This is a genomic window from Pseudomonas sp. ABC1 (genome assembly GCF_013395055.1).
GTDB lineage: Bacteria > Pseudomonadota > Gammaproteobacteria > Pseudomonadales > Pseudomonadaceae > Stutzerimonas.
In genome coordinates this window covers 3,994,817-4,018,890 of sequence record NZ_CP058349.1, presented here as the reverse complement: position 1 = coordinate 4,018,890, position 24,074 = coordinate 3,994,817, and the positions used below count along the sequence as shown (strand labels likewise).

The 24,074-nt window shown below is 56.9% G+C and carries 14 protein-coding genes and 1 tRNA gene; 2 read left to right on the top strand and 13 right to left on the bottom strand.

What is annotated here, in order from left to right:
* Positions 1 to 9 precede the first annotated feature (9 nt).
* The 5 genes from HW090_RS17695 to HW090_RS17675 all read right to left on the bottom strand — a co-directional run bounded on the left by HW090_RS17695 (position 10) and on the right by HW090_RS17675 (position 4,436).
* Positions 10 to 771, bottom strand: a complete 762-nt coding sequence (locus HW090_RS17695; protein ID WP_373416355.1) for a HugZ family protein — start codon at positions 769 to 771, stop codon at positions 10 to 12.
* Between the two features lie 280 nt (positions 772 to 1,051).
* The gene (locus tag HW090_RS17690; protein WP_179114960.1) at positions 1,052 to 1,951 is read right to left on the bottom strand and encodes a pseudouridine synthase; all 900 of its coding nucleotides are present in this window, start codon (positions 1,949 to 1,951) and stop codon (positions 1,052 to 1,054) included.
* 22 nt (positions 1,952 to 1,973) lie between these two features.
* On the bottom strand, positions 1,974 to 2,255 hold the full coding sequence (locus HW090_RS17685) for a topoisomerase II (RefSeq protein ID WP_179114753.1): 282 nt from the start codon (positions 2,253 to 2,255) through the stop codon (positions 1,974 to 1,976).
* Between the two features lie 84 nt (positions 2,256 to 2,339).
* Positions 2,340 to 3,560, bottom strand: a complete 1,221-nt coding sequence (locus HW090_RS17680; RefSeq protein WP_179114752.1) for an aspartate aminotransferase family protein — start codon at positions 3,558 to 3,560, stop codon at positions 2,340 to 2,342.
* A gap of 186 nt (positions 3,561 to 3,746) precedes the next feature.
* Complete coding sequence (locus HW090_RS17675) at positions 3,747 to 4,436, bottom strand: crotonase/enoyl-CoA hydratase family protein (RefSeq protein WP_179114751.1); 690 nt, start codon at positions 4,434 to 4,436, stop codon at positions 3,747 to 3,749.
* A 211-nt stretch (positions 4,437 to 4,647) separates the two neighbouring features.
* On the opposite strand from HW090_RS17675, the gene HW090_RS17670 reads away from it, so the two are divergent.
* Positions 4,648 to 4,737, top strand: a tRNA-Ser gene (locus HW090_RS17670).
* A gap of 784 nt (positions 4,738 to 5,521) precedes the next feature.
* Positions 5,522 to 6,919 (top strand): site-specific integrase, encoded by a 1,398-nt coding sequence (locus HW090_RS17665; RefSeq protein ID WP_179114750.1) that lies wholly within the window; start codon positions 5,522 to 5,524, stop codon positions 6,917 to 6,919.
* Positions 6,920 to 7,087: 168 nt separating this feature from the next.
* Here HW090_RS17665 and HW090_RS17660 read toward each other — a convergent pair whose 3' ends face one another.
* The 8 genes from HW090_RS17660 to zorA1 all read right to left on the bottom strand — a co-directional run bounded on the left by HW090_RS17660 (position 7,088) and on the right by zorA1 (position 24,056).
* Entirely contained in the window at positions 7,088 to 8,323 is a 1,236-nt protein-coding gene (locus HW090_RS17660; RefSeq protein ID WP_179114749.1) for a hypothetical protein, read from the bottom strand.
* 588 nt (positions 8,324 to 8,911) lie between these two features.
* Positions 8,912 to 12,013, bottom strand: coding sequence for a type I restriction endonuclease subunit R (locus HW090_RS17655; RefSeq protein ID WP_179114748.1), 3,102 nt, complete (start codon positions 12,011 to 12,013; stop codon positions 8,912 to 8,914).
* A gap of 11 nt (positions 12,014 to 12,024) precedes the next feature.
* The gene (locus HW090_RS17650) at positions 12,025 to 13,368 is read right to left on the bottom strand and encodes an McrC family protein (protein WP_179114747.1); all 1,344 of its coding nucleotides are present in this window, start codon (positions 13,366 to 13,368) and stop codon (positions 12,025 to 12,027) included.
* Positions 13,365 to 16,232 (bottom strand): AAA family ATPase, encoded by a 2,868-nt coding sequence (locus HW090_RS17645; protein WP_179114746.1) that lies wholly within the window; start codon positions 16,230 to 16,232, stop codon positions 13,365 to 13,367. The genes HW090_RS17650 and HW090_RS17645 overlap by 4 nt, the downstream gene beginning before the upstream one ends.
* Positions 16,229 to 19,474: a type I Zorya anti-phage system protein ZorD gene (zorD, locus tag HW090_RS17640; RefSeq protein WP_179114745.1), complete on the bottom strand. Its 3,246-nt coding sequence runs from the start codon at positions 19,472 to 19,474 to the stop codon at positions 16,229 to 16,231. Before zorD ends, HW090_RS17645 begins: the two co-directional genes overlap by 4 nt.
* Positions 19,474 to 21,108 carry a type I Zorya anti-phage system protein ZorC gene (gene zorC, locus HW090_RS17635; protein ID WP_179114744.1) on the bottom strand — a complete coding sequence of 545 codons (1,635 nt, stop codon included), beginning with the start codon at positions 21,106 to 21,108 and terminating at the stop codon, positions 19,474 to 19,476. Before zorC ends, zorD begins: the two co-directional genes overlap by 1 nt.
* Positions 21,109 to 21,846 (bottom strand): type I Zorya anti-phage system protein ZorB1, encoded by a 738-nt coding sequence (gene zorB1 / locus HW090_RS17630; RefSeq protein WP_179114743.1) that lies wholly within the window; start codon positions 21,844 to 21,846, stop codon positions 21,109 to 21,111.
* Between the two features lie 14 nt (positions 21,847 to 21,860).
* Positions 21,861 to 24,056, bottom strand: coding sequence for a type I Zorya anti-phage system protein ZorA1 (zorA1, locus tag HW090_RS17625; protein WP_179114742.1), 2,196 nt, complete (start codon positions 24,054 to 24,056; stop codon positions 21,861 to 21,863).
* Between the last annotated feature and the right edge of the window lie 18 nt (positions 24,057 to 24,074).

Here is a 24,074-nt window from a genome sequence, read left to right as displayed (position 1 = left end):
TCACCGCGCCTACAGGCTATCGGCCCTGGCCAGCACAACCAGCGCCTGGCGCACATCCAGCGCCGTGGTACACACCTGCGGAAACGGTAGCCAGTGCACCTTGCGACCCTGGCGCAAATGACAGCCTTCACTGTCGACACCCGCCATCCAGGCTTCCGGCTCTGCCGGCAGGCCGGCCAGTTCCAGATAATGCGCGATGGCATCGCGGTGATCCGTGTTCATGTGCTCGATCATGCTGTCTTCGGCGCCCGGGGCGCCGGCGCTGGCCGCAAACGGGTTGGCCAGCTCAACACCATCCAGCCAGTGGATGGCACCGAAGCCGCCGATATAGCGCCAACGCACGGGCTGCAAGTGCCAGAAATCGAAGTCATGGGCCTGGTGATAGTTCTGCGACTCAGGGAAGTAGCGGTAGTAGCGCCGCGCCGCCGCTTCGATGGCCTGCTCGCCTTCCAGCTTCTTCGCCTGGGCCAGCAAGGTCAGCCGACCGGCCGCCTGCACATCGTCGGCATCCCGCTCACCCACCAGCAATGAACAGTGTGGATCAGCCAGCAGGTTGCGCGTGTGCTGTGCGATGCGGCTGATCAGGATCAGCGGCCAGCCCTGCTCGTCGAGACAGTAAGGCACGGCCGAGCCGAAGGGAAAGCCGGGCATCGCTTTCGATTGGGTGGAGAGCACGCCTCGGTACTCTTTGAGCAGCAGGCGACGGGCATCACGATTCACTTCCGAGCTCACCGGAAACTCCTTGGTTCGTTTGTCTGATGCGAGCAGCATAACGCTTTACGTACGTGCCGGCGTGGTCTTGACAGCCATTCATCGCTGGATAAAAAACGATCAAACCGACAAGAGTGCCGTCATCTGTGCCACGCAGCGATTCATCCCCGAGTTACCCACACAGGAATCCCCAGTCTGTGTTGGTAACCCACTGAATAATGACTGTTTTTTAAACAAGTCGCGGCAAAGCCAAGCATTGCGCGCCATCCATCGGGCATTCCCCAGGTTATGCACAGGCTCCTGCACAGATTCAGTGGAAAAACCGCTGAAAACACCAGAACTACCACTCCAGGTGCTGACCACTTTCGAAGTGCCGCGCCTCACCGCTGAGCGGATCCTCGAACGACAAGGACCGAGCCAGGAGCTTCAACGGGCGCGCATAGTCGTCAGCCTCCCGTCGGGAACGTTCGAGCAGCAGAGGATAGAACGGATCGTTACAGATGCCAGCCCCCAGGCTGGCCATGTGCAGGCGCAACTGGTGTTTCTTGCCGGTGACGGGAAACAGCGCGTAGCGCCACAGATCACCACGCCGTTCGAGCACCTCGATGCGTGTCTCGCTGTTCGCCTCGCCGGCCTCTTCGCGCATCAGGAAGAAAGGCTCGCCGGGCACCATGCGCTTGTGCAGAACCATCGGAAAGGTTTGCCCAGGCAATGCCGGACAAATCGCTTCATACGTCTTGTGGATAAGCCGTTGCCGAAACAGCGCCTGGTAACGCCCCCGGCTTTGCGGGTTGGTAGAGAACAGCACGAGACCTGCCGTCAGGCGGTCGATACGGTGCAGAGGGACCAGGTCATGACTGCCGAAGCGCTTGCTCAGCCTCGCCAGCAGGGTTTCCTGTACGTACTCGCCTGCGGGCATCACCGAAAGGAAATGCGGCTTGTCGACCACCAGCAGGTGTTCATCGACATGCAGCACGGTTTCCTGAAAAGGCACCGCCGTTTCGCGGGCGACCTCACGAAAATAATGCACACGCATCCCGACCCGGTAAGGATACCCCGCATCCAGCGCCTGCCCCTGGGCATCCAGTACCCGCCCACGTGCCATACGATCGAGCCAGGTCTCGCGAGAAATCGCAGGAAAATGCTCGCATAGGCAATCGAGCACCGTCACCCACGGGCCTTGCGGCAAATGCAATGTGCTCGGACGCATGGGCGATTCGGACAGCTCGGGCAGGCTCATGCCTGGCATGCGGGTACGCTGGTCAGTGATCGTGACCGCAATCCGGGCCATGGACATGCTCGCCCCCTTCCACCGGCTCCATTTCCAGTTCCAGGCTGACCAGGTTAGTCGCCAGGGGGCGCAGCAGCAGATTGGCGTACTCGGTATCGCCCTCCTCGACATCGACACCGATCATCAACTGATTGTTACCGACCTGCTGGATCCACACTTCACGCCCCTGCCAGATCACGGCAAAGCGTGTGCAAGACGTCTCCAGTTGGGTGCCATCCACATCTTCCAGAACCAGCTTCAGACTATCGCTCATCTTCTTACCCTCGATGCATATGAAAAACGGCGGGGAATTCCCCGCCGCCCTTTGTTCGGTCCCTTTGTTCGGTATATCCAGCGATCAGGCTTTGGCCAGGCTGGCCACGGCACGTTCGAAACGATCCAGGCCTTCATCGATATCCGCATCCTCGATCAGAAGGCTGGGCGCCAGGCGCACCACATCCGGCCCGGCCTGCAGCACCATCAGCGCCTCGCGCTCGGCCGCCGCGAAGACCTCGCCAGCACGGCCCTTCCATACGCCCTCCAGTACGCAGCCAATCAACAGACCACGGCCACGCACCTGACTGAACAGGCCATAGCGCTGCCCGATCGACAACAGCCGCGCCTTGAAGCGCTCATGCTTGTCACGCACACCGGCCAGTACCTGCGGCGTATTGACGGTGTCCAGCACCGCCTCGGCCACCGCACAGGCCAGCGGATTGCCGCCGAAGGTGCTGCCATGCGTGCCTACGCTGAAATGCTGGGCCACCTTGTCCGTGGTCAGTGTAGCGCCGATCGGGAAACCACCGCCCAGCCCCTTGGCACTGGTCAGGATGTCCGGCGTCACGCCGTAGTGCATATAGTCGTACAGCGCACCAGTACGGCCGACGCCCGTCTGCACTTCGTCGAAGATCAGCAAGGCACCGTACTGATCACACAGACGGCGTGCACCTTCCAGATAAGCCTGCTCGGCAGGCAGGATGCCGCTCTCGCCCTGGATCGGCTCTAGCACCACGGCACAGGTCTTCTCCGATATCGCCGCCTCGAGCGCAGCCAGATCATTGAAAGGCACATGGGTGATGCCCTCGATCTTCGGCCCGAAACCATCGGAATACTTGGGCTGACCCGCGACACTGACCGTGAACAGAGTCCGGCCATGGAAACTGTTCAGGGCCGAAATGATCTCGAACCTCTCGGGACCATAGACATCATGGGCATAACGCCGCGCCAGCTTGAAAGCAGCCTCGTTGGCCTCCGCTCCGGAATTGCTGAAGAACACCCGATCAGCGAATGTCGCATCCACCAGTTTCCTGGCCAGGCGCAGAGCCGGCTCGTTGGTGAAGATATTCGAGATATGCCAGAGTTTGCCCGCCTGTTCGGTCAGGGCCTCGATCAATTTCGGATGAGCATGCCCCAGGGAGTTGACCGCGATACCACCGGACAGGTCGATCAGCTCTCGCCCACTCTGGTCCCAGACTCGCGAACCCTCGCCTCGCACCGGTATGAACGCGGCGGGAGCGAACGTAGGAACGATAACCTGATCGAAATCGGAACGGGACACCGGGTTGTGCGGGGCGGACATCGGAATTCTCCTGCGATGCGGCACGAGTGGAAAAGTGGCCCGCACGGTCGACCGAATCGCACCACGCGGGCCGGCTAGTGTAAGCCAGTGTGGCCGCGCGATGCGATGCGCTCGCTGGGTAGAATCGGCAATATTCCGAAAAAACTGTCGACGAACCCCCCTACACCCACTGCATCGAGTGGGCACTTATCCCAAGTGCCGACGATCCAGCTCGATGGCTTTGTCCAGAGCATCCAGCAGCGGTTGCCGCACTTTCAGCTTGGTATTGCGGTGGGCGAGCATATTAAGCCCCTTCAAGTGCGTCGTAGCTTCACGGATAGCCTCCTCGAACGCCTCGACAGGCACCAGTCGATCAAGAAAACCAGCCTCCAGTGCACCCTCAGGATCGAACAGTTCGGCATTGATCACAGCCCGCTGGAAAGCCGTACTGCGCAGACGATCATGCGCCAGCTCGATCCCCGCCTGGTGCATGGTCATGCCGATCTGCACCTCGTTAAGACCAATGCGAAACGCCCCCTCGACCCCAATACGGTAATCACCCGACAACAGCAGAAAGGCCCCCTTGGCAATCGCATGCCCGGCACAGGCCACCACGACAGGATAAGGGTGCGCCAGCAACCGCCTACTGAATGAGGACCCCTGAGCCACCAACGCCACCGCCTGCTGCGGACCGGCGCTCATCACCTTGAGGTCATAGCCGCCAGAGAGCACCCCGGGTTGCCCACGCAACACCACCACGGCACGATCCTGCTCGGCGCGGTCCAGAGCCGCATTCAACGCTTCGAACACTTCCGGCGACAAGGCATTCACCTTGCCATTGTTCAGCGTCAACGTAGCGACACCGTCCTCCAGATGATAGGCAACCAGCTCACTCATGACCGATGCTCCTCGCGTCTATTTCCCCGACGTTACCCAGCAAACTGCACACAGGTAAAGCGCTGTGACTGACTGCCCGGTCACGCTCGGGCGGCACTCTCACCGTCCACGACAAAGTTAAGCGCATGAAAAAACTAAAAAAGTTTGCCATCCCGATTCACTTCGGCTAGATTAGCGCGCCTCGACAGACACCACGTTCTGAGCGAGATCCGGTGAAGTGTCCGAGCGGTTGAAGGAGCACGCCTGGAAAGTGTGTATACGGGAAACCGTATCGAGGGTTCGAATCCCTCCTTCACCGCCAGATAGATACGCTAAAGCCCTGAAAACGAATGAGTTTTCGGGGTTTTTTGTTTTCAGACCCGGCAACTGTCGAAAAAGTGTCGAAGCTCAGATTACTCGTAATGTGACCAGAGCCGCAGCGCCTTTACCACACTCTCGCCAGCCAGCACCCGATGACTAGCCGATGCATGCCGTGACCTGCCTCTCAGGCAAGCACATTGACGTTTCTTTCAGACACTCAGCTGAAACCAGGATGCATAGAGTAAATGAACCATGCTGCCGTCAATGATCCTGTAGTCACTTGATCAAGCCAGCCAAAACCGGCACAGACCTCACCCACTTCGACTTGGCATTTGCAAGGGTTACAACCCCCAGTGAGCCGCCCGAATTGAACTACCCCTAAAAGCTGAACGATCACGATTCCGCCGATCAGGCAGCGCTTCTCAATCGGCACTCTACCGAACTGAGGCCTTGCAGCCCGGGCTTGAAACGTAATCATGCTCACTCGCTTCGAGCACCTCAATACTTTGATCCTGCCCACCTCCAGCGGACACCTCCGTTATTAGAGTTTTTGGTCGGGACGGAGTGATTCGAACATTCTACCCCTTGCACCCCATGCGCTTATTTGGTGGATTTTCATGGAAGTCCATGGACGCTAACGGAATGCCTTAAACCTAGTAAATACGGGGCATACAGGCTATATTGGCGTCCATTATGATCCACCAGCATCCACCGACAGCCACGCGATTCGGTGGGGTAAAAGTGGGGTAAAAATCCAGGCAGCGGAATTATGCAAGGGGTAGGACATGGCCAAACTGACAGCCAAGCAACTGGAAGCGCTCACCGCCGCCGATGACGGCAAGATCCTTCGCGAAGACGGTGGCCTGGTCGCCAAAGTCCGCTCAGGTTTGCGTGGCGTGACGGTGCAATTCCGCTACGAGTTCAAGCTGAATGGATTGAAGCGCGACCAGAGCCTGGGCAGTTGGCCGAAGAAATCGCTGGCGCAGATCCGCGCCGAACGTGATGAGGTGAAAGCGACAGCCGCCAAGGGTATCGATCCCACTGCGGCCCGCAAGGCCGCCAAGATCGAAGCCCAGGCCGCCATCGCCGCCACCATTGCCGAGGCCGAGCGCCAGGCCGCGGAAAACAAAACGGTCGCCGATCTCTTCGAAGAGTGGATACACGACGGTGTATCCCGCCAGGACGGCAACGCCGAGCTGCGCCGCAGCTTCACCAAGGACGTGCTGCCCCTCATTGGCAAGAAGCCGCTACGCAACCTCACCGAGAAAGACCTGCTCGCCGTCCTGCGCTCGGTCAAAGCTCGCGGTCTGAACCGCACCGTGGTGATCCGCAACAATGACATCGGCCAGATGCTGCGCTGGGCCGAAAAGCGCAAACCCTGGCGCGGCCTGATGGCCGACGGCAACCCGGCCGATCTGGTAGACGTCAACAAACTCCTCGACCACGACTACCAGGAACAGCGCGACCGCCTCCTCTCCCCCGACGAAATCCGCGAACTACGCGACATCTTCGCCCGCATCGAACACAACTACGACGCCCTCCCCGCTGGCCAGAAATACTCAGGCATCCGCCCGGTCAATACGCGCGTGCAATGCGCCGTTTGGATCTGCCTGAGCACCCTCTGCCGCATCGGCGAACTGCTCAAATCCGAATGGCGCCACGTCGATCTGGAAAAAGGCACCTGGTTCATCCCTGCCGAGGCCACCAAGGGCCACAAGGGCAAGCGCCAGGATCACCATGTATTCCTGTCGCCATTCGCACTGAACCAGTTCCAGCGCCTGAAAGAAGAAACTGGGCATACCCCGTTCTGCTTCCCCAGCAAGGATGAGAAAAGCCACGTCGACACCAAGACGGTCAGCAAGCTGATCGGTGACCGGCAATGCCGCTTCAAGAACCGCAGCAAGCCGCTTACTGGTCGCCACAATGACGATTCACTGGTGCTGAGCAAGGGCACCAAGGGTGAGTGGACGCCGCATGACTTGCGTCGTACTGGTGCGACCATGATGCAGGAGCTCGGACTAACCCTAGAGATCATTGATCGCTGCCAGAATCACCTGCTGGGCGGTTCAAAAGTACGCCGCCATTACCTGCATCACGACTATGCCAAGGAAAAAACTGAGGCCTGGCAGCTTCTCGGAGAGAAATTAGAGACGATCCTCAAGGAGAAATCATCAAATGACTAGTTCGCGAGAGGAAACTCACATCTGCCGAAAAAAGCCAAAGACAGGCATCGATGTGCCAAGAGACGCGAAGCGATTAATCTCCATGAGACTCAAAAGCTAGCCCCCTAAGAACCAGCGAAAAACCTAATCAAATGGATTGCAACAAAGACCTCCACTCTAATCGATAGCTTAGCGACTATTCCTTGCTTTTTTTGCCTCCAACTCCAAGCTGTAGATAAGTAGACTCAACTCATGCTGTGAGACCTCTTTCTTTTTCGCTCGCCGTACAGGGTCGTTAATACGAGCTAAGGTTTCGCTGGACATTGCACGCTGCAAACACTCACCGAAATCTCTTTCGTCTTCGAATATAGACTCTACCAAGCCGGCCTCATCGTGAATAAGTATCGCCTTCAAAGGGCAACTTTGGATCGCGGCTAGCAATCCTGCGTCTAGTGTAGTAACGGCAGGAATAACGAATCGATTTCCCTTCATTTCTGTCATAAGCGTTTCGCACCAGCGGAACATAAATAGATCCCAAGCAAGCGCGGAAATACGATTTATCGAGTCGCCATTGGGACTCTGCAGCGCGGGCTCATCAAAGATCGGTAGCGTAGGCCCCGCTTTGGTGAGTCCACTGAGGGCTTTCCAGCCGAAATAGAGCTCTTTGAGGGGCATGAAGCCAAATCTATCTAGGCAAAAATCTATCAAACGGCTTACGCCGACATCTACGCTGAAACCACTCCAGCAATCCAGTATTGCCCGCAATATGACGCAATACATCACATCCCGTCGTTTAACCGCAGCCCACATGTGGGGGCTAGTGATAAATGTCTCCCACATTTTCTCAGCAGCAGGTATGTGATCTTCAATCGCTACAACCATACGTCCAGATCTAACCTGTTGGAAATCTCTCATCGAATCAAACAGCCTAGCTGCTGCGACTTTTTGGTACGGCCATGGATTGTTAGGTTTTACTACTTCACGTAAATTTTCTAGCGATGCAAATGTCCAATCGATTCCTCGACCAGGCTGGGTATCAATGAATTGAAGGGTATCGCCGACTTTTTCAGTGTGGTCGTTCCGTTCCCCTCGAAAAAAACGTGGTAATTCGGAAAGAAAATTTGTATCAAGCAGGGTGAAATAGGCAAACTCAAGCAAGGCACTGTTCTGCTTCATCTGTTGTTCTATATCATCAGAAAAAGCCTGAATACCATTTCCGGAAAACAATGATCCTACAGGCACATTGGGATTTTCTGATCGGCCTAGTGCTTGCATTGGAGCACCTGCCGTCTCGCTAGCCCAGAGCATGCGTATTCCTGAAAATGCGCCACGATCGGAACTGATGACGCTTGCCAACGATTGGTCGGCTGTCCGACCGACGATAGCGGCTTTTGCACGGCGCATCTTGTCAATTTCGTGCGGCATATTAATACTCTGTGCCAATAGAAGGTTCTCTTGTCGATTTCGCTAGGTGGGGATTGTAGTACATTACTGGAGGATCGGCGCTGAGTTAGAGGTGAGTGAGCGTTATTAATAAAGTGCCATATGGAACGTGACCCCTAGAGCAATTACCACTCACACTAGTAAAATTTAATATCAGAAACTGGCAAAGGGAATGGCGAGGGGTAAGCTCCTTTATCAAGAAGCAAGCCTATTTAGGCTATTCATGAAATGACTAAAATCAGTATCTATTAAGAGTACCACTTCATGCCACACCGTCGTAACGCTTCGCTTAAGGCTAAGCCTCGTGCGTTTCGCTGAAACTGGATCAGAGCCCAAGATCAAACGCAGAGGCTTTTCGCAGCCCCCCCGCTGATTAATGAGTTGAATCAGCTGATCCAGGCCGCTGTAGCCGGTAATGACCAGCGCATCGCCCGGGATGCACAAGTCCGGCATCAACACGGAATAAATTTTTCGGGCCAAGAGGTTGATCGGCATCCGTGCCTATGATGGCAGGTCGGTACAGCTCAGCGCTATCTCATCAAACAGCGATGCCTGCATGCTACCTCCGGACTACATCCACGACTCACACAGCGACTCAGCTTGTGCCAGCACCAACTGTGCCGCCGCCTCCTGCTGATCCGGCGGATACTTGTATTTACGCAGAATACGCTTCACCAACAGCCGCAACTTGGCTCGCACGCTGTCGCGGTTGTTCCAGTCCACAGTCACATTCTGGCGCAGGTTCGCAGTCAGTTCATGGGCGATCTTGGCCAAGGTTTCATCACCCAACTCGCGTACCGAAGCCTCGTTATTAGCCAAAGCATCGTAGAAGGCCAGCTCATCGTCATTGAGCCCAAGCTGATCGCCGCGTTTGCCGGCAGCGGCGAATTTCTTAGCCATTTCGATGAGCTCTTCGATCACCTGGGCTGTTTCGATCGAGCGATTCTGATAACGCTTGATTACACTATCGAGCAGCTCGGAGAACTTCTTCTCTTGGGCCAGGTTGCTGGCAAACTTGCTCTTGATCTCGCCTTCAAGCAGCCGCTCCAGCAGCTCAACCGCTAGGTTTTTCTCCGGCAAGTTACGCACTTCAGCAAGAAACTCATCATCCAGTAAGCCGATATTGGGCTTATCCAGCCCCACTGCAGCAAACACGTCCACCACTTCACCCGAGACCACAGCATTGCCAATGATCTGGCGGATGGCCAGTTCACGCTCTTCGTCGGTCTTCTTCTTAGTGCTGATCTCGCGCTTCGTCAGCAACACTTTGATCGCTTGAAGGAAAGCCACTTCCTCGCGTATAGCCTTGGCCTCATCCAAGGTACAGCACAGGGTGAAAGCCTTACTCATTGCCAACGCATTGTCAGCAAAGCGTTTCTTGCCATCCTCAAGCCCCAACACGTGGTTAGCTGAACCTGCCAGCAGCTTGTGTCCTCCGGTGAGGAAGTCGCTGTAATCGAAGCCGTGCAGCAAACTGCGCAGCACATCTAACTTCTCCTCCAACACCGCGTAGGCCTCATGAGCATCGACAGTAGGTCGCCCCCTGCCCTTACTGGCGGTGTACTCCTTGAGCGCCGCCTTCAGTTCGTTGGCAATGCCGATGTAATCAACCACCAGGCCGCCCTGCTTATCCTTGAACACCCGATTCACCCGAGCGATGGCCTGCATCAGGTTGTGCCCCTTCATAGGCTTGTCGACATACAGAGTATGCACGCAAGGCGCATCGAAGCCGGTCAGCCACATGTCCCGAACGATGACCAACTGCAGAGAGTCTTTCGGATCTTTGAAACGCTTTTCCAAGCGTTTCTTCACCTGGTTCGGATATATGTGCGGACGCAACAGCGCCTTGTCCGAGGCACTGCCGGTCATGACGATCTTGATAACGCCCCTCTCCGGATCTTCGTCATGCCACTCTGGGCGCAGCGCGATGATCTCTTTATACAAGTGCACGCAGATCTCGCGACTCATGGCAACCACCATGGCCTTGCCGCTTTGCGCCTGATTGCGCTCCTCGAAGTGCGCCACCAGATCGGCCGCCACGCTCTTGATGCGCGGCTCGGCCCCCACGATTTTTTCCAACGCGGCCCAGCGCGACTTCAAGCGAGACTGCTGATCCTCTTCCTCATCCTCGGCCAGCTCGTCGACCTCATCGTCGATATGCGCCAGCTCCGAGTCCTTGAGAGACAGCTTGGCGAGGCGCGACTCGTAGTAGATGCCCACAGTAGCGCCATCTTCCTTGGCCTGCTGCATGTCATAGACATGGATGTAGTCGCCGAACACCGCACGGGTGTCACGGTCTTCGCTGGACACCGGCGTACCGGTAAAGGCCACGAAGGTAGCGTTGGGCAGAGCGTCACGTAGGTGCTGGGCATAACCCACCTGATAGCGGGCATTGGTCTCGGCCACCTTCAAGTCCTGCACCTTCAGCGAAGCACTGAAGCCGTACTGCGTGCGATGCGCCTCATCAGCTACCACTACAATGTTCGACCGCGTAGAGAGAACGGGGAAGGTATCTTCATCCTCACCCGGCATGAACTTCTGGATGGTGGCAAAAACAATGCCGCCACTGGGGCGGTTGGCCAACTTCTCGCGCAGATCACCGCGGGTCAGCGCCTGTACCGGCTGTTCACGCAGCAGATCCTGAGATAACGAGAACACGCCGAACAGCTGGCCGTCCAGGTCGTTGCGGTCGGTAATCACTACGATAGTCGGGTTCTCCATCGCCGCCTCCTGCATCACCCGGGCGGCGAAGCAGGTCATGGTGATGCTCTTGCCCGAACCCTGGGTATGCCAGACCACCCCGCCCTTGTGCGTACCCCCGGGGCGCGAGGCGCTGACCACGTGCTGGATAGCCGCACGCACGGCATGGAACTGGTGATAGCCGGCAATCTTCTTCACCAACCGGCCATCGTCCTCGAACAGCACGAAGTAGCGTAGGTAATCCAGCAACATCACTGGCTGCAGTACGCCACGCACCAACGTCTCTAGCTCATTGAACTCCCCCAGCGGATCCACCGTGACCCCATCGATGGTGCGCCAGCGCGCAAAACGCTCGATATCCGCCGACAGCGACCCCATGCGCGCCTCGCTACCATCGCTGATCACCAAAATCTCGTTGTAGTGGAAAACGTCCGGAATCTGCTCCTTGTATGTCTGGAGTTGATTGAAGGCCCTACCAAGATCGGCATGCACATCCGCTGAATTCTTTAGCTCCAAAAGCACCAGCGGTAGGCCGTTGACGAACAGGATGATGTCCGGCCGGCGCGCATGTTTAGGCCCCTGGATGCTGAATTGGTTGATCGCCAGCCAGTCGTTGGCCCGCACATTAGCCCAGTCGATCAACCGCACGAAATCGCCACGCGTCTCGCCATCCCTCTGGTATTGCACCGGAACACCGCCGATCAGCAGGCGATGAAACAGGCGGTTAGCCGACAGTTGCACCGGCATGCCCAGCTCCAGCACCTGGCGCACCGCATCTTCACGCGCCGCCGGCGGGATCTGCGGATTGAGCCGGGCAATGGCCGTGCGTAGGCGCATGGTCAACAGCACGTCGCGATAGCTCGCGCGCTCGGGGTTATCTCCGTCGGGGGCGATATCCGGCCCGTAGAGGTGCGTGTAACCCAGCTCACTGAGCCAGCCGAGCGCTTCCTGTTCCAGTTGGTCTTCAGTCATTCGTCTCTGCCTTACCTGGCGCTGCCTGTGGCGTACTCTTGATCGCTTATTTGTGCAGCTACTTGATCGATGCTGCTATAGCTCAACGGGATACCGGCAGCATCAGCACCCAACAGTCGATCTTTATCTACGTCAAAAGGTAGAACCCAGAGGCTCATACCCTGGCCGTAATCGAAAACCGGCAGCGGCTTTTTTAGCCCCGACCAATATGGGTAAATCAGCACCAGCTTGGGTACACCTGGCTCATTTCGGTACTTATGGCCATAGGCGAACAGCTGATAGAAGTCACTCTGGCTGAGGTCATAGTTTTTCTCGGGCTTGCGTGCATCTACCCTCTTCCACTTGGTATCCAGAATCCAGCGCTGTTTTCCCGAGTCAATCAGCAGATCAGGCTTCACGCAGAACATCCGGCCCTGGCCATGTTCACAGAGATACTCGTAACTGGATTGGCTTGTCAGCCGCGCTGTCGACAGCAACCGCTTGCGCAACCAGCCCTCCACATAGCACTCGAACAGCTTCTCCATGGGGAACAACAGACTCATACCACGCCACTCGCCGCTCACTGCTATCGGCATCTGCTGGTTGAGGATCAGCTCGCACCAAGGCTTTATCGCCTGGTAATGCGCCATCAGCCGGTCACGGCTCCAGGAACGCAAATCCTGACTCACCTGCCGGCTGGCGGGCACCTCAGCCAGCATGGCGCGTAGCTCATTGGCCAAACGCCAGTTGGTAGCGTCCTGCGTGCTTTTGGCCACCAGCTCCAGCGCCAGCTTGAGTAAGCGATTTTCGGCACGATCCGGCAGGAACACATCGTGGCGAATCTGAAAGTGATGCTGCCGCCCCGGCGGCTGCCGCATCTGTACCACCATATTGAGCTGGCCTCGCAGAAAGCGCTGCTCTTCCTCGATACGTCGATAGTCGAAGCGCACCCCGCGCTTTATCAATAGATCCAGCTCCGCGAGAAACTGCCCTATCACCCACTCACTGAGTGGCTTATCGAACAGCTCCAGGCTGGCTACCGATGTCTCACGCGGTTTGAGCTGCAAGGCGCGTTGAATCAGTTTACGCAGCAGCTGGCGACTCTTGACCAGGCAATCGTCCTGCTCATGATGCTTGGGTAGAATCTCCAGCCGCGTGCCACACGGCGTTTCCAACACACCAACGTAGGAATCCCACTTCAGCAAACGCCGTCCTTCCACCTGCAGCAGCGGCGCTCCGCTGCGGTTGAAGCCAGCACTCAGTTCACAGAGCCAGTCGAACGCGCTTTCGGAAATCTGCGCACAGTCGAGATTGCCGGACGCTACCGCCGCCGTTGTCAGGCGAGCGTACTCACGCACTGTGACGAATGCGCTCACGCATCCGCCTCCTCTAGCCCTTCTTGGGCCTCGACCTTGGCCTGCACCGCAATGACACCCGCATACGCAGAAACCCGCTGGAACGCCGCCTCATTGATCCGCCACCCCCCACCTTGGGCAAGCACGCTAATGTTGCCAAACAAAGCAGCCATATCCTGCCTGTCCTGATCCACGAATCGGTCGGCCGTAGGCTTGCGGTGATCGTTGAGCACCCACTGGATACGCTGCCAGTCCTCGAAGAAATACTCCTGCAGCAGCGGCAGAATTTGGTTGCGGAAGATTGCCTCCAGCCGCGCCAACGAAGCATCGTCCTTCAGCGGCATAAAGTAGGCATGCCCCAGACAATGATCTCGATCCAGCAGCACCTCTATACGCTGGTTCATCACTCGTAGCAGTTGGCCAACACCCACCCCTGCAACCTCGATGTCATCGAGCAACTGAGGCTGAGGAGGCATTTCGCGGAATACGAAGCGACGCCGCAGAGCAATATCCAGCCCGGCTAAGGAGCGGTCAGCGGTATTCATGGTGCCGATCAAGTACAGATTGCTCGGCACGCTAAAGCGCTGCTTGGAGTACGGCAGCACCACCGACAACGCCTCATCCGCACACGCGCGCTTGGACGGCTCAATCAGCGTGATCAGCTCACCAAAAACGCGCGAAATGTTGCCGCGGTTGATCTCATCGATCACCAGCACCCGTGCATCAGCCAGTGCCGTGCTTTGCTGCGGCTTTATCAGTTGCTCAACCATAGCCGCGAACAAGCTTTGGTAGCCATTGACGATGTATTTCTCGATTTCGGCCTCGGCGACCTTTTCGAAGACCCGCCCTTGGCGAATATCCTCCACGTTAATCTGACCGCTGCGCACATAATCAAGCAACTGCCGCAACAAGCTCAGAGGTAGCGGCAATACTCCGCCCCTGGGCTTATCGAACTCCACCACATCCTGGCCAAGGCTACGCACCACATAACCTTGGCCAAAACGCTGCCCCACATGCAGCAATCTGCCAGCGCTAGCGTCAGGAGTGCCCAACAGGGTCTTGAGCTTATCTCGATTTAAGGTTGGCTCACGCAGCTCGTAAAGAGTCATCTGACTAAACTGGCCATTGAGCAGCTCGGTATGTGGCAACGAGGGCTGGTACTGCCGCAACCACTTCACCGGACGCAGTTGCGAATAGTCGGCCTCAAATTCCGTGTGCGGCTTGAACTGGTAATCTCCTGTCACCTCGCCGATGGCGCGAAACTTAAAGTTGCCGTCGGACACCACAATCAAATCACCTACCGCCATCCTGCTGACGAAGGCGGTAACGCTGGTGATAGCGTAGTCTGTAGCCGGGTTAGCCGGCACCACACCAGCCTCGGCAAAACGCGCCTGGACTTGCTGACGGTTTGAGCAACCCGAGAAGTTGATAGCTCCCCCGTAACCCAGCAGCACATAACCACCGAACAGGCATTCCTGATAGATGCTGGCATCCTCACCCAAGGTATTTCCTAGCGACATTTTCCAGATTCGCCGCTGCCCCACCTCCGTCGGCGCCTCAGCCTGCTGCGTCACCTTAGCTGCTGCCGCTTCACAGAGCGACTTAAACACCCCATCCACTACCGCATAGCGCAGCTGCCCACTAGCCTCGTCGGTTGTTGCCCGCAGACCCTCCACAAAGTCTTCGTAGCTAAAGCTCTGGTGGAAGGTGACAAAGCGGATACGATCCTGCTCTATTAGCTCATCGAAGCGTTGTTTGAGTGCAGTGCGGTTGCTCTGATGTTCGTGGAGGTAGGTCGGATCGAGCACCTGAAGAGCAGCCTCGATGGTCGCGTAGGTTTTGCCTGTGCCAGGCGGGCCAAACAGGATCTGGTTGAGAGGCGCTCCAGACATAGTCGTGGTTCCTTCAGAAGCAAGAGATTTAGCAATACCGTTCAATTCAGAACCCTCATAAGCACTGCAGAACGCTTCAAAGGCCTCGACCCCGCTTAAGGTAACGCACACAGCCTCATGGCCATTGGCCAAATCCGGAGCACAGGAGTTCAGGTTGCTGTTGCGGTTACGTTCAGGCGGATAGTGATCACAACTTAATGGGGGCTCGCTCAGTGAGTCCAACCAGATGCCGGGGGCCACGAAAAGAGTGAGTTTCTTTCCTTCTCGAATGATCGCCAGCTGACGCTCATTAATCAGGCGGAAACCCGCGACCTTCTGATTGGTATTGATCGGAGTAAAACGCTCTGGCTGTTCATTTAGATATGCCAGAACCTGCTCCCCCACTGCCTGTGCCTGTAACCAGGCTGTCGCAGTAGTCCAGCAGGTATCAGCATAAGCAAACAGGTTTTGCTCGCCGCGTGCGGCTAGCAGTTCACTTTGCAATGTAGGAGCAGCCCAAACAGTAGGCTGACCAATAGCAGCGCGCAGAAATCGCAAACCATAGATCGGCAGCACACAAGGTTGATCCGGACGCTGATAGAGAAAGGCCAACTTCCACTTCAGGGCAGGCCCTAAACGGGCCTGCTCCACCGCTTCCAAATCTCCGCGTCGAGCCGCCTGAGCAATCAGTACAATCTGACCGAGCACCTGAATAAAGGCCTCTTCAGCCGTAGCCCCGTACTGGCTGTACCACGCGTAATCTGTCGAATAGGATCGCTCGTTATCACTCACCTTCTCGCTCTGGTCACGGCGCGAATAGACCCCGAACTTAAACGCCGAGCCTCCCCAGATCGAACCCAGCGATTCCGTCCACGACTCGAGCCAGTAAACGAAGCAGTCTTGATCGCCCGCCCGGGTGTACTGCTCCAGCGTCATATTCGCCAGCGACTCCAGCGGCCAACGCTGCAAAAAATTTTGCCACAGAGCTTCGCGTTCCCCGATGGGCTCATTCATCCCTGAACCCTCAGCAACTCACCAAACTCCGCCACCTGAATCTCCGAAGCGCCATGCAGCATGTCTTGCGCCAGAGCCCGGCGCTTTTCCAGCAACTGATCCAACGTCGCCTCGAAGGTCTGCATGCAGTTATCCAGCACCGTGGGGTAGTAAACATACACATCCTTCTCCTGGCCAATGCGATAGGCACGGTCAGTTGCCTGATCCTCTTTGGCTGGATTCCAGCAACGAGTGAAATGGATGACGTGGTTAGCCGCTTGCACGTTCACGCCGAAGCCCACAGCCACGGTGGAAAGGATGATCACCGAGAACCCAGGCTGTTGCTGGAACTGATCGATGAGCTTCTGCCGGCTTTGCGCACTCTGGCTGCTGGTGCTGGTATCGCCGTTGATCACGGTGGGCTTAAAGCCAAAGCGCTCATGGATGGCATGCTGCAACTCACGCTGAATATCGCGCAATTCGCTAAACACAATGACCTTGTCGCCATTGCCTGCGCGCTTGATACCTTCCAGCGTTTGCAGCAGCCACTGCAGCTTCGGTGAATGGTCACGCAGCCGCTGATCTGGCTGCACGCTGTAAGGATGCGCGCAAACCAACTTGAGACGATGTAACAGCCCAAGCATGCCGCTCTCCTTCTGTCCGAGCAGTTCTTGCATTTGCTGCTTCTGGCTGTAGCTGGCCACTTCGGACAAATACAAACTGCGCTGCAGCGCATGCATGCTGAGCGTCCGGCACACTTTATCCACCCGCTTGGCTGGCAGATCCTTGGCCACATCCTGCTTGGTACGCCGTAACGTTTGCGGCTCAATGAGTTCCCGCAGACGTTCCAAAGCGCCACTATCACGCTCAACACCAGCCTCGATGGGCCGCTGATACTCTCGGCCAAACTGATTCAAACCGCCCAAAAAGCCAGGCTGAATGAAGTCAAACAGGCACCACAGATCGATCAGCGTGTTCTCTACCGGGGTGCCAGTACACGCCACACGGAAACGCGCCGGGATAGCTTTCGCCGCCTGGGTAATCAGCGCCGCCGGGTTCTTGAGCTTCTGCGCCTCATCGCAGACTACGATCGACCACTGCTGCATGGCCAGGGAGAACTCCTGATCGCGCAATGTCTCGTAGGTGGTCAGTACGATACGTGCATTGCCTATCCAGCCGGGGCGCAGCAGGTTCTTGATACCTTTCGCCCTGAGGTCATCCGGAATCTCTTCCTTCTTGAACTTAACCGCACTCAGCGCGCCGCCATACAACTTCAATACAGACAATGCATCTGCATAGAAGAAGCGCTCAAGCTCACGCTCCCAGTTATCCAACAACGACACTGGAGCAACGATCAGGGTGGGTTTGTCGTCTGGATTTTTCTCCAGGTACCACACCAGAAAGGTCAGCAGCTGGATGGTTTTACCCAGGCCCATGTCATCCGCCAGCAGGCACCCAGCAACATGAGTGGGCGAGAGGCCGAATAGGTGCTGCATCCAGGCCACACCTTTCAACTGGTGCTCCCGCAATTGGATTTCGGGACGCAACAACTCCGGTAGATCGGCGTGAGCCTGATGCCCCGCTAGTAGCGCCGCCTCACGACGTTCCGCGTAAGTCGCCTCTTCGATGTTGTTCTCAATTTGCAGCACCGCACGCACCGCCTTGATGGTACCAAGGGAGGAAAGTGCTTCGACTGGATTGAGCTTCTTCGACCAGGTGCCGAACAGCTGCTCAGCCGCCTTGAGCGGCAGCGACAAATCCGTACCTGGCAGAGGGACGGTCTCATCACCCGCGGCACGGGCTTCATCAAGGAGGTGCTCAAACTCCTCGAAATGCTCTCGATTAGCGGCGTCCCATTTACCCAGCAGCTCCGCATCGACACCCAGGTCTTTGATTTCAGCAGGCAACCAGTTCTCCGTCGCCTCCTTGACGAGGAACGGTGATGTAATACGCTCCGCCTCACCGATACCCACTACACGATCACCGTAGGAGGAAAGATCGATCACTGCCTCAAAGGTTTTGCCGTCAGCCTGACGCTGCCAGCCGCGTAGGAGATCCTTGATACCTGTCAGCTGCACCAAATCGAAATCGCTCAATTCCAGCTCATGCCCCTGCCATGAGCTCGCGGGCAAACCAGCCGCCACGTTCACCTCAAGCGCATGTACAAAAGGCGCCAACTCATGGGCCGCGCTAAAACTCAACACCACTTCAGGCAGCGGCGTAGCGGAGATAGGCTCCAGAAGCAGCTCAACCGATTGGATTGTCTTCGTGTCTTCAGCCAACTTCGGTTCAAGACGGAAACGGTGGAAGTAGATCCCCTCATCAGCCAACGCGCTCTGGTACTCATCCGAGTCCACCACCTTAGCTGCGTCATCCCCAATAAAGCTGAAGGGGTTACGCAGCAGGGAAACGGCCTCGTCTCCAGCAATGCGACGCCCTGGCAGCGCACGCACCGACTCCAGCACCGCCTTCACCTCAGGTTCGATGAGTACATGCGTTACCGAACCATCCTCGCTCGGTACACGGTAGCTGTCCTGCACTTGCTTGTAGGCATCAAAGCTCGCAAGCCAGTTGCTGGGTTGGGCATCAAAAGCCACATCCAACTCAATAACCGGCGTGGTGCCGACCATCCGTTTGCGAGGGTTTAACTTGAGGCTCTGCGGCTTGACCACAACGGTCTTATCGAGGAAGCCATCCATCCCCGCCCCCGCCCGTTTGGCCAGCTTGCGAATGTTCGACCAGCCGAGCTGATTGGTTGTCTCCCCCGGAGACACCTGCTGCGTAGCATGCAAGGCACGCACGGCCTGTAGCAGCTCCCAGACAGTCCGCGGCAACAACTCAACTCCACCAGCAACTCGCACAACGGCACCACAGCGCTCAACCTCAAAGGGAGCGCCGCTAGCAGGATCGCGCCATGTCTGGAAAACCTTGAAACCGGCCTCCGCTAAACTACCTTGGCTAGTCAGTTGCGGCTGTAGCGTCGACAACGCAGGTAAGCCGAGCAACGGCAAGCTACTGGCGTGCTCAGGGTCATCCAATAGCTGATAAAGCGAGTCCCAGGGTAGCAACCAACGGTCGCTTAGCTGGGAAGCAAAGTCCTCCTCAAACAGCTGATCCAGGTACGCGGCCAGCTGCCAATACGCATCCTCATTGGCCAGGCTTAGTGCATAGCAAAGCCCCTGCTGCTCCACATCCCAAACCACGGGTGCTGCAACAGCTTGCTGTGTCCGCGGCCCCTTCCCTGAGAAAAATCGCTTGAGCATCAGCTCCTCCAGAACAGCAGCGGATGGTTATTCACGGGTTTGAACCCCAGTCGCAACAGAGCGGTCTTGGCACGGGCGTCATCACGCGCCAGCTTGATCTGATAGGCACCGCCCTTGCTGCGATTATCAAACACTTGATACTGCACAGACGAAAGCAGCTCAGCAAGCTGAGCCTCTAGCGAATTGCTAGCGGCCTTTGGCGAAACAGAACTACTGCCAGCTAAATGCGGCACGATTCCCAGCCTCCGTAGCTCTACATCGAACTTATCCAACCATCCCTCAACCAAATTGTGGCGGCGAGGTGCCGGTGAGTGCGACATACGTTTCAGCGCACGAGTTGGCTGTTTCAGTTCTGTAGCCAGGCCCAGCACGCTCTTATCCGGGTTGAACGGCGCCACGTCAGCTCGATACACGTAACAGGCGTTTCCCGTACCGGAAAACTCCACGAAAAAGTAGTTTCCGATCTGCATCACCACGGCATTGTTATGGCTAGGCCCGCCAGTTAGCTGACTCAAACGCCCCTTGTTCTTCTCCCGGAAAGCCACAAAGTCACTGCCCCGGTCATGCCAGGCATCACTACTCATCACAATGCGCGTGTAGCTCATCTGATTGGCAAAGCGCAGCCAGTAGAACAGGCGTGACTGATCGACCTCCGCCTCGCCCTTAAGCAAGGTGAAGAAGTGCTCCAGGTCTTCCTTGGCAAACCAGGCCACCACCATCGCACACACCGGCTGCTCCACATACTGCAGCCAGGCATTCTGCTTGGAACGCATCTGTGGGCTACCCCAGTGCTCCAGGGCTGCCTGCTTGAGCAACGAAGAAGACTGCTCCCGATAGCGGGAGTGGTAGTAACGGGTCAGGCAGGCACTCAGCACATCATTGAGATAACGCGTGTTCAACTGACCGAGCTGCACGAGCTCAGGCAAACGCTGCAAAAAGGTAGCGTCGTCCAGGTTGAAGATGCGCGACAACAGCACCGCAAAAATACGCCGCCATAGCCAGCTGTTATCGGGGATCTGCGCGATCGCCTGCAATGCGGAGAGATCATGAACCTTGCCCTCAAAAATCTCCTCAGCCAACTGAGATCCAGCCCCCTCACCAAACAATTCGCGGTAATGGGCCACGATCCGCATCCACTCCTTCTCGCGGCCTAAACGCTGCTTAACCGCGTCAAATCCGTGATCGATATCCTCACGCAGCAGACACCAGTTGAGATTGTCGTCGGGCTTGTCTTCGTCATAGCCGAAGTAGCTGAAGCAAAGCGCCAACCAGTCGCGTCGAGTGAGCGTCTGTCGCTCGATCCGCCCGACCACCTCCTGATGCACCCGGCCAAAGAGCTGATCGTCTTCCAACACCGGCAGACTCACTTCGTCATCGTCGGCCAGCCCAGCAAACACCAAGCGCCACTCCAAAGACGTCAGCGGCTGTTCTCGCTTGAACTTATTGAGCGCCAACAGGCGCTTCTCGCGCGGTGGCACCAAGGCTTTCTCAGCCAGATCAAATCGCCGTGCCAACTCAACGCCAGCACGTTTCAAGGCAGCCAGCCCGCTAAGACCGGTATCCACCGTGCGCTCGTGCTGGCGCTGCAGGCCTTGAGCAATGGCAGAGGTCAACGATGACAATGCTCGGCTCATCTAGCGCATCTCCAACGAGCATTTTTCTAGTGCCGTTGTAGCGAACACCGGTGCCTCTTCAGTGGTTGCATGCTCCTTATCCTTCAACCCAAAGAACTGCATACGCAGCTCCACCCGCCGGCTCTCTTCCTTGCTTTCTTTCGCGTTGTTGAACGACACCCCACCGGCTAGGAACATCGAACGAATTTGTTGCTGACGCTCAACCGAAAGCCCTTGCTGCACAGGACTGCGACTGTCGAGCAAGCTGCACATCACCCACTCCGAACGCTGCAATGACAGATGCAGGTTATACAAGTAAGAGCCGTCGGTATCGGTAAAGCCCTCGATCACCACCTGTTTGAGCCACTTGCGCCCTTCTTCACTGTCGGCGGCATCCAGCACCAACGGCACCACGTCCTGCAACGCCTGCTGGCCTTTTTCGTTGAGGAAATACTGGTTTTGTCCAAAGCGGCCCGCTTCGCCGAAGCTTATGCGGTTATCTCGGCAATCCACCACGATGGTCTGGTTGCGGTTCTTCGCCTTGAGCTGCAAATCCTCACACAGCCGGGCGATGTCCTTACCACGCTGCTTCTCCCCCTGCTCGGCCTGCTGAATACGCTGAGTCACCGAGCTCAGTGACGCCACCATGACCACCAGGAACAGAATCATCATCGCTGTCATCAAGTCAGCGAAGGAGATCCAAAAAGGCTTCTCGCCTTCGTCTCGTGCGCGAGTCGGAGTGACTGATTTGTTGAACATTGACTAGCTCCCGGTCACTTGCGCTGCACACGTTCCATGATGTCGCTGAAGTCATCCAGGCTCTCTCTAACGCCCTCAACACCACCGGCCAAACTGGTCATGGCTTTGTGCAACTCAGCATCCAAAGCGCCCAAGGTTTGCCGCAAGCTGCGATCGACCCCCTCGGTAAATTCGCCAAAGCCTTTGCCAAGCACCGCACTAATCTGCTCCAGGTAATCGTTTACCTCACGGTTCAGAGCCTGCAGCCGTTCGCCTTGCTGCTTGAGATCCTGCAGGTACTGGCTGCGCCCTGCCGCTTCACCCTGGGTGCTGGCGACCAAGCCCTGTAGCATAGCCAGCGTCTGATTAACCGCCTCACGGTTATTGCGATAGTCCGCAACCACGCTGTTCAACTCACGTGAGGCACCGGCCAACTCGGCACTGGTGCCTTGCATAGCGCCCAGCACACCAGCTGTTGCCTCACCCGCCTTGGTAACACTCTGCCCGGCAGTATCAAAACGCTCAGCCGCCAAGCGCATCTTGTCGGCCCCCTGCTGCATGCTGTGCAGATGCTGCTCGGTTTGCGCACTCAAGAGCTTGACGGTGTCGTGCATCGCCCCGTTTTGCTCGGCCACCGCATTCAGTAGGTCTTCGACCTGCTTCTCTAGCCCACCGAGCATTTCGCGGGTGCCCTGGTGCAGCTCAACTTGTGCCACCTTGCTCGCCTGATCCATCTGCGCGCGATTTTGCTCAAGCTGCGTGAACAAGCCACCCAACTGCTCGCCCAACACTTCGACAGAGCTGGCAATCTTGGCCATCGTCTCCTGCTGGCCCTGGCCCATGCTTTGCTGCATCGACTCGACAAAAGCCTGCAGATTTTCCGCCATAGCCTGCTGGCGTGCTTCGCTGTCGGCAAACAGCTTCTCTAACTGTTTGGCCATACGCTCGCCAGCGCCTTCACCCTCGCTGCCAATACGCGCAATAGAAGTCTGTAGATTGGCCAGCATTTCGTTCATGCCCGCTTGCATGCTGTTCTGCCCAGCCTGCATGTCGGCCAGTAGTTGAGCGATCATCTTGGCGCTGTTCTGTGAGGAGGATTCGCCAGCAGAACGCATATCTTCAACCAAACTGTTGAAGCCCTGCTGCATGGCCTGCATGGCCGTAACCGACTGACCAAGCATTTCGTGCAGACCATTGAATTGCTGACCGAAAGTACTTTCCAGCTTGCTCATAAAAGCAGTGAGTACATCTGTCAGCAGGTTCTGCACCTGGCCACTCTGATCACCGCTCGCCGACTGCACGGCACCAGCAATTTGCTCCAACGGTGCCTTCAAGCTGCTTTCGATGGCCCCACCAATCTGCTCCGCCAGTACCTGGCCAGAATCGCGATAGCTGGCAGATAAGGTGTCGGCCAGCTTGAGGCTCTCACGTACCTGGGTATCCACCAGGTTTTGCAGCATCTCACGCAGATCGGTAACCAGACTGTCCTTGAGCTGGCGGGTCTGAATCGAGCTTTCGTTGCTCGACTTCACCAGTTCGGCCAAGTACTCCTCGCCTACGCCGCTGTCGAACAGGCCGTCGATGGTCTCGTTCAGGCCTTCCAAGCGCTGATAGCAACGCCCCAGCCGCCACTTCTCGGTCAAGGTGACAGCAATAGAGGCCAGAATGGAGACGAGCGACCCCAGAAATGCAAACAGCACATCCTTGAGCAACTTATCAACGCTGGCATTGACCTGCTCAGGCGTGCTCGGGTCGAAATGCTGCAAGCCCAGCATCAAACCCCAGAAGGTACCGACGATACCGATACCAGTCAGAATGCCCGGCAAGTGTTTGTAAAACTCAGTAACCAGCGGTGTTTCCACCATGTTCTGAGCCGTAAAGAAGCTCGACGCGCCTGCCGTCGCCCGCGAGCGCAGCAAACGTTGCTCGCCGTCGCGCAGTTCGTACTGGTTGTGCAGGGTCTCTGAATACTCGCGCCACACATGCTCAAAGGCATGCCCTTTGAACAGTTGCTCCAGCTCCTTGCGACGCTGCGCGGGAGCAATCTCTCCGGCAGCCTCGATTGTCTTCGTCAGTTTTTTCAGTCGGCCGCTAAGCCAGAATGATCGGAAGAAGTAGTGCACGAGATACAGCAGAGAAAATATACCCACCAAACCAAACACTACGGTCGGGGCAAATTTTTGCGCTGGCTCGGCATTGCTCCACAAACTCAATAACGTCGAAGTATCCATTTGCCCTAGCCTTCCTTA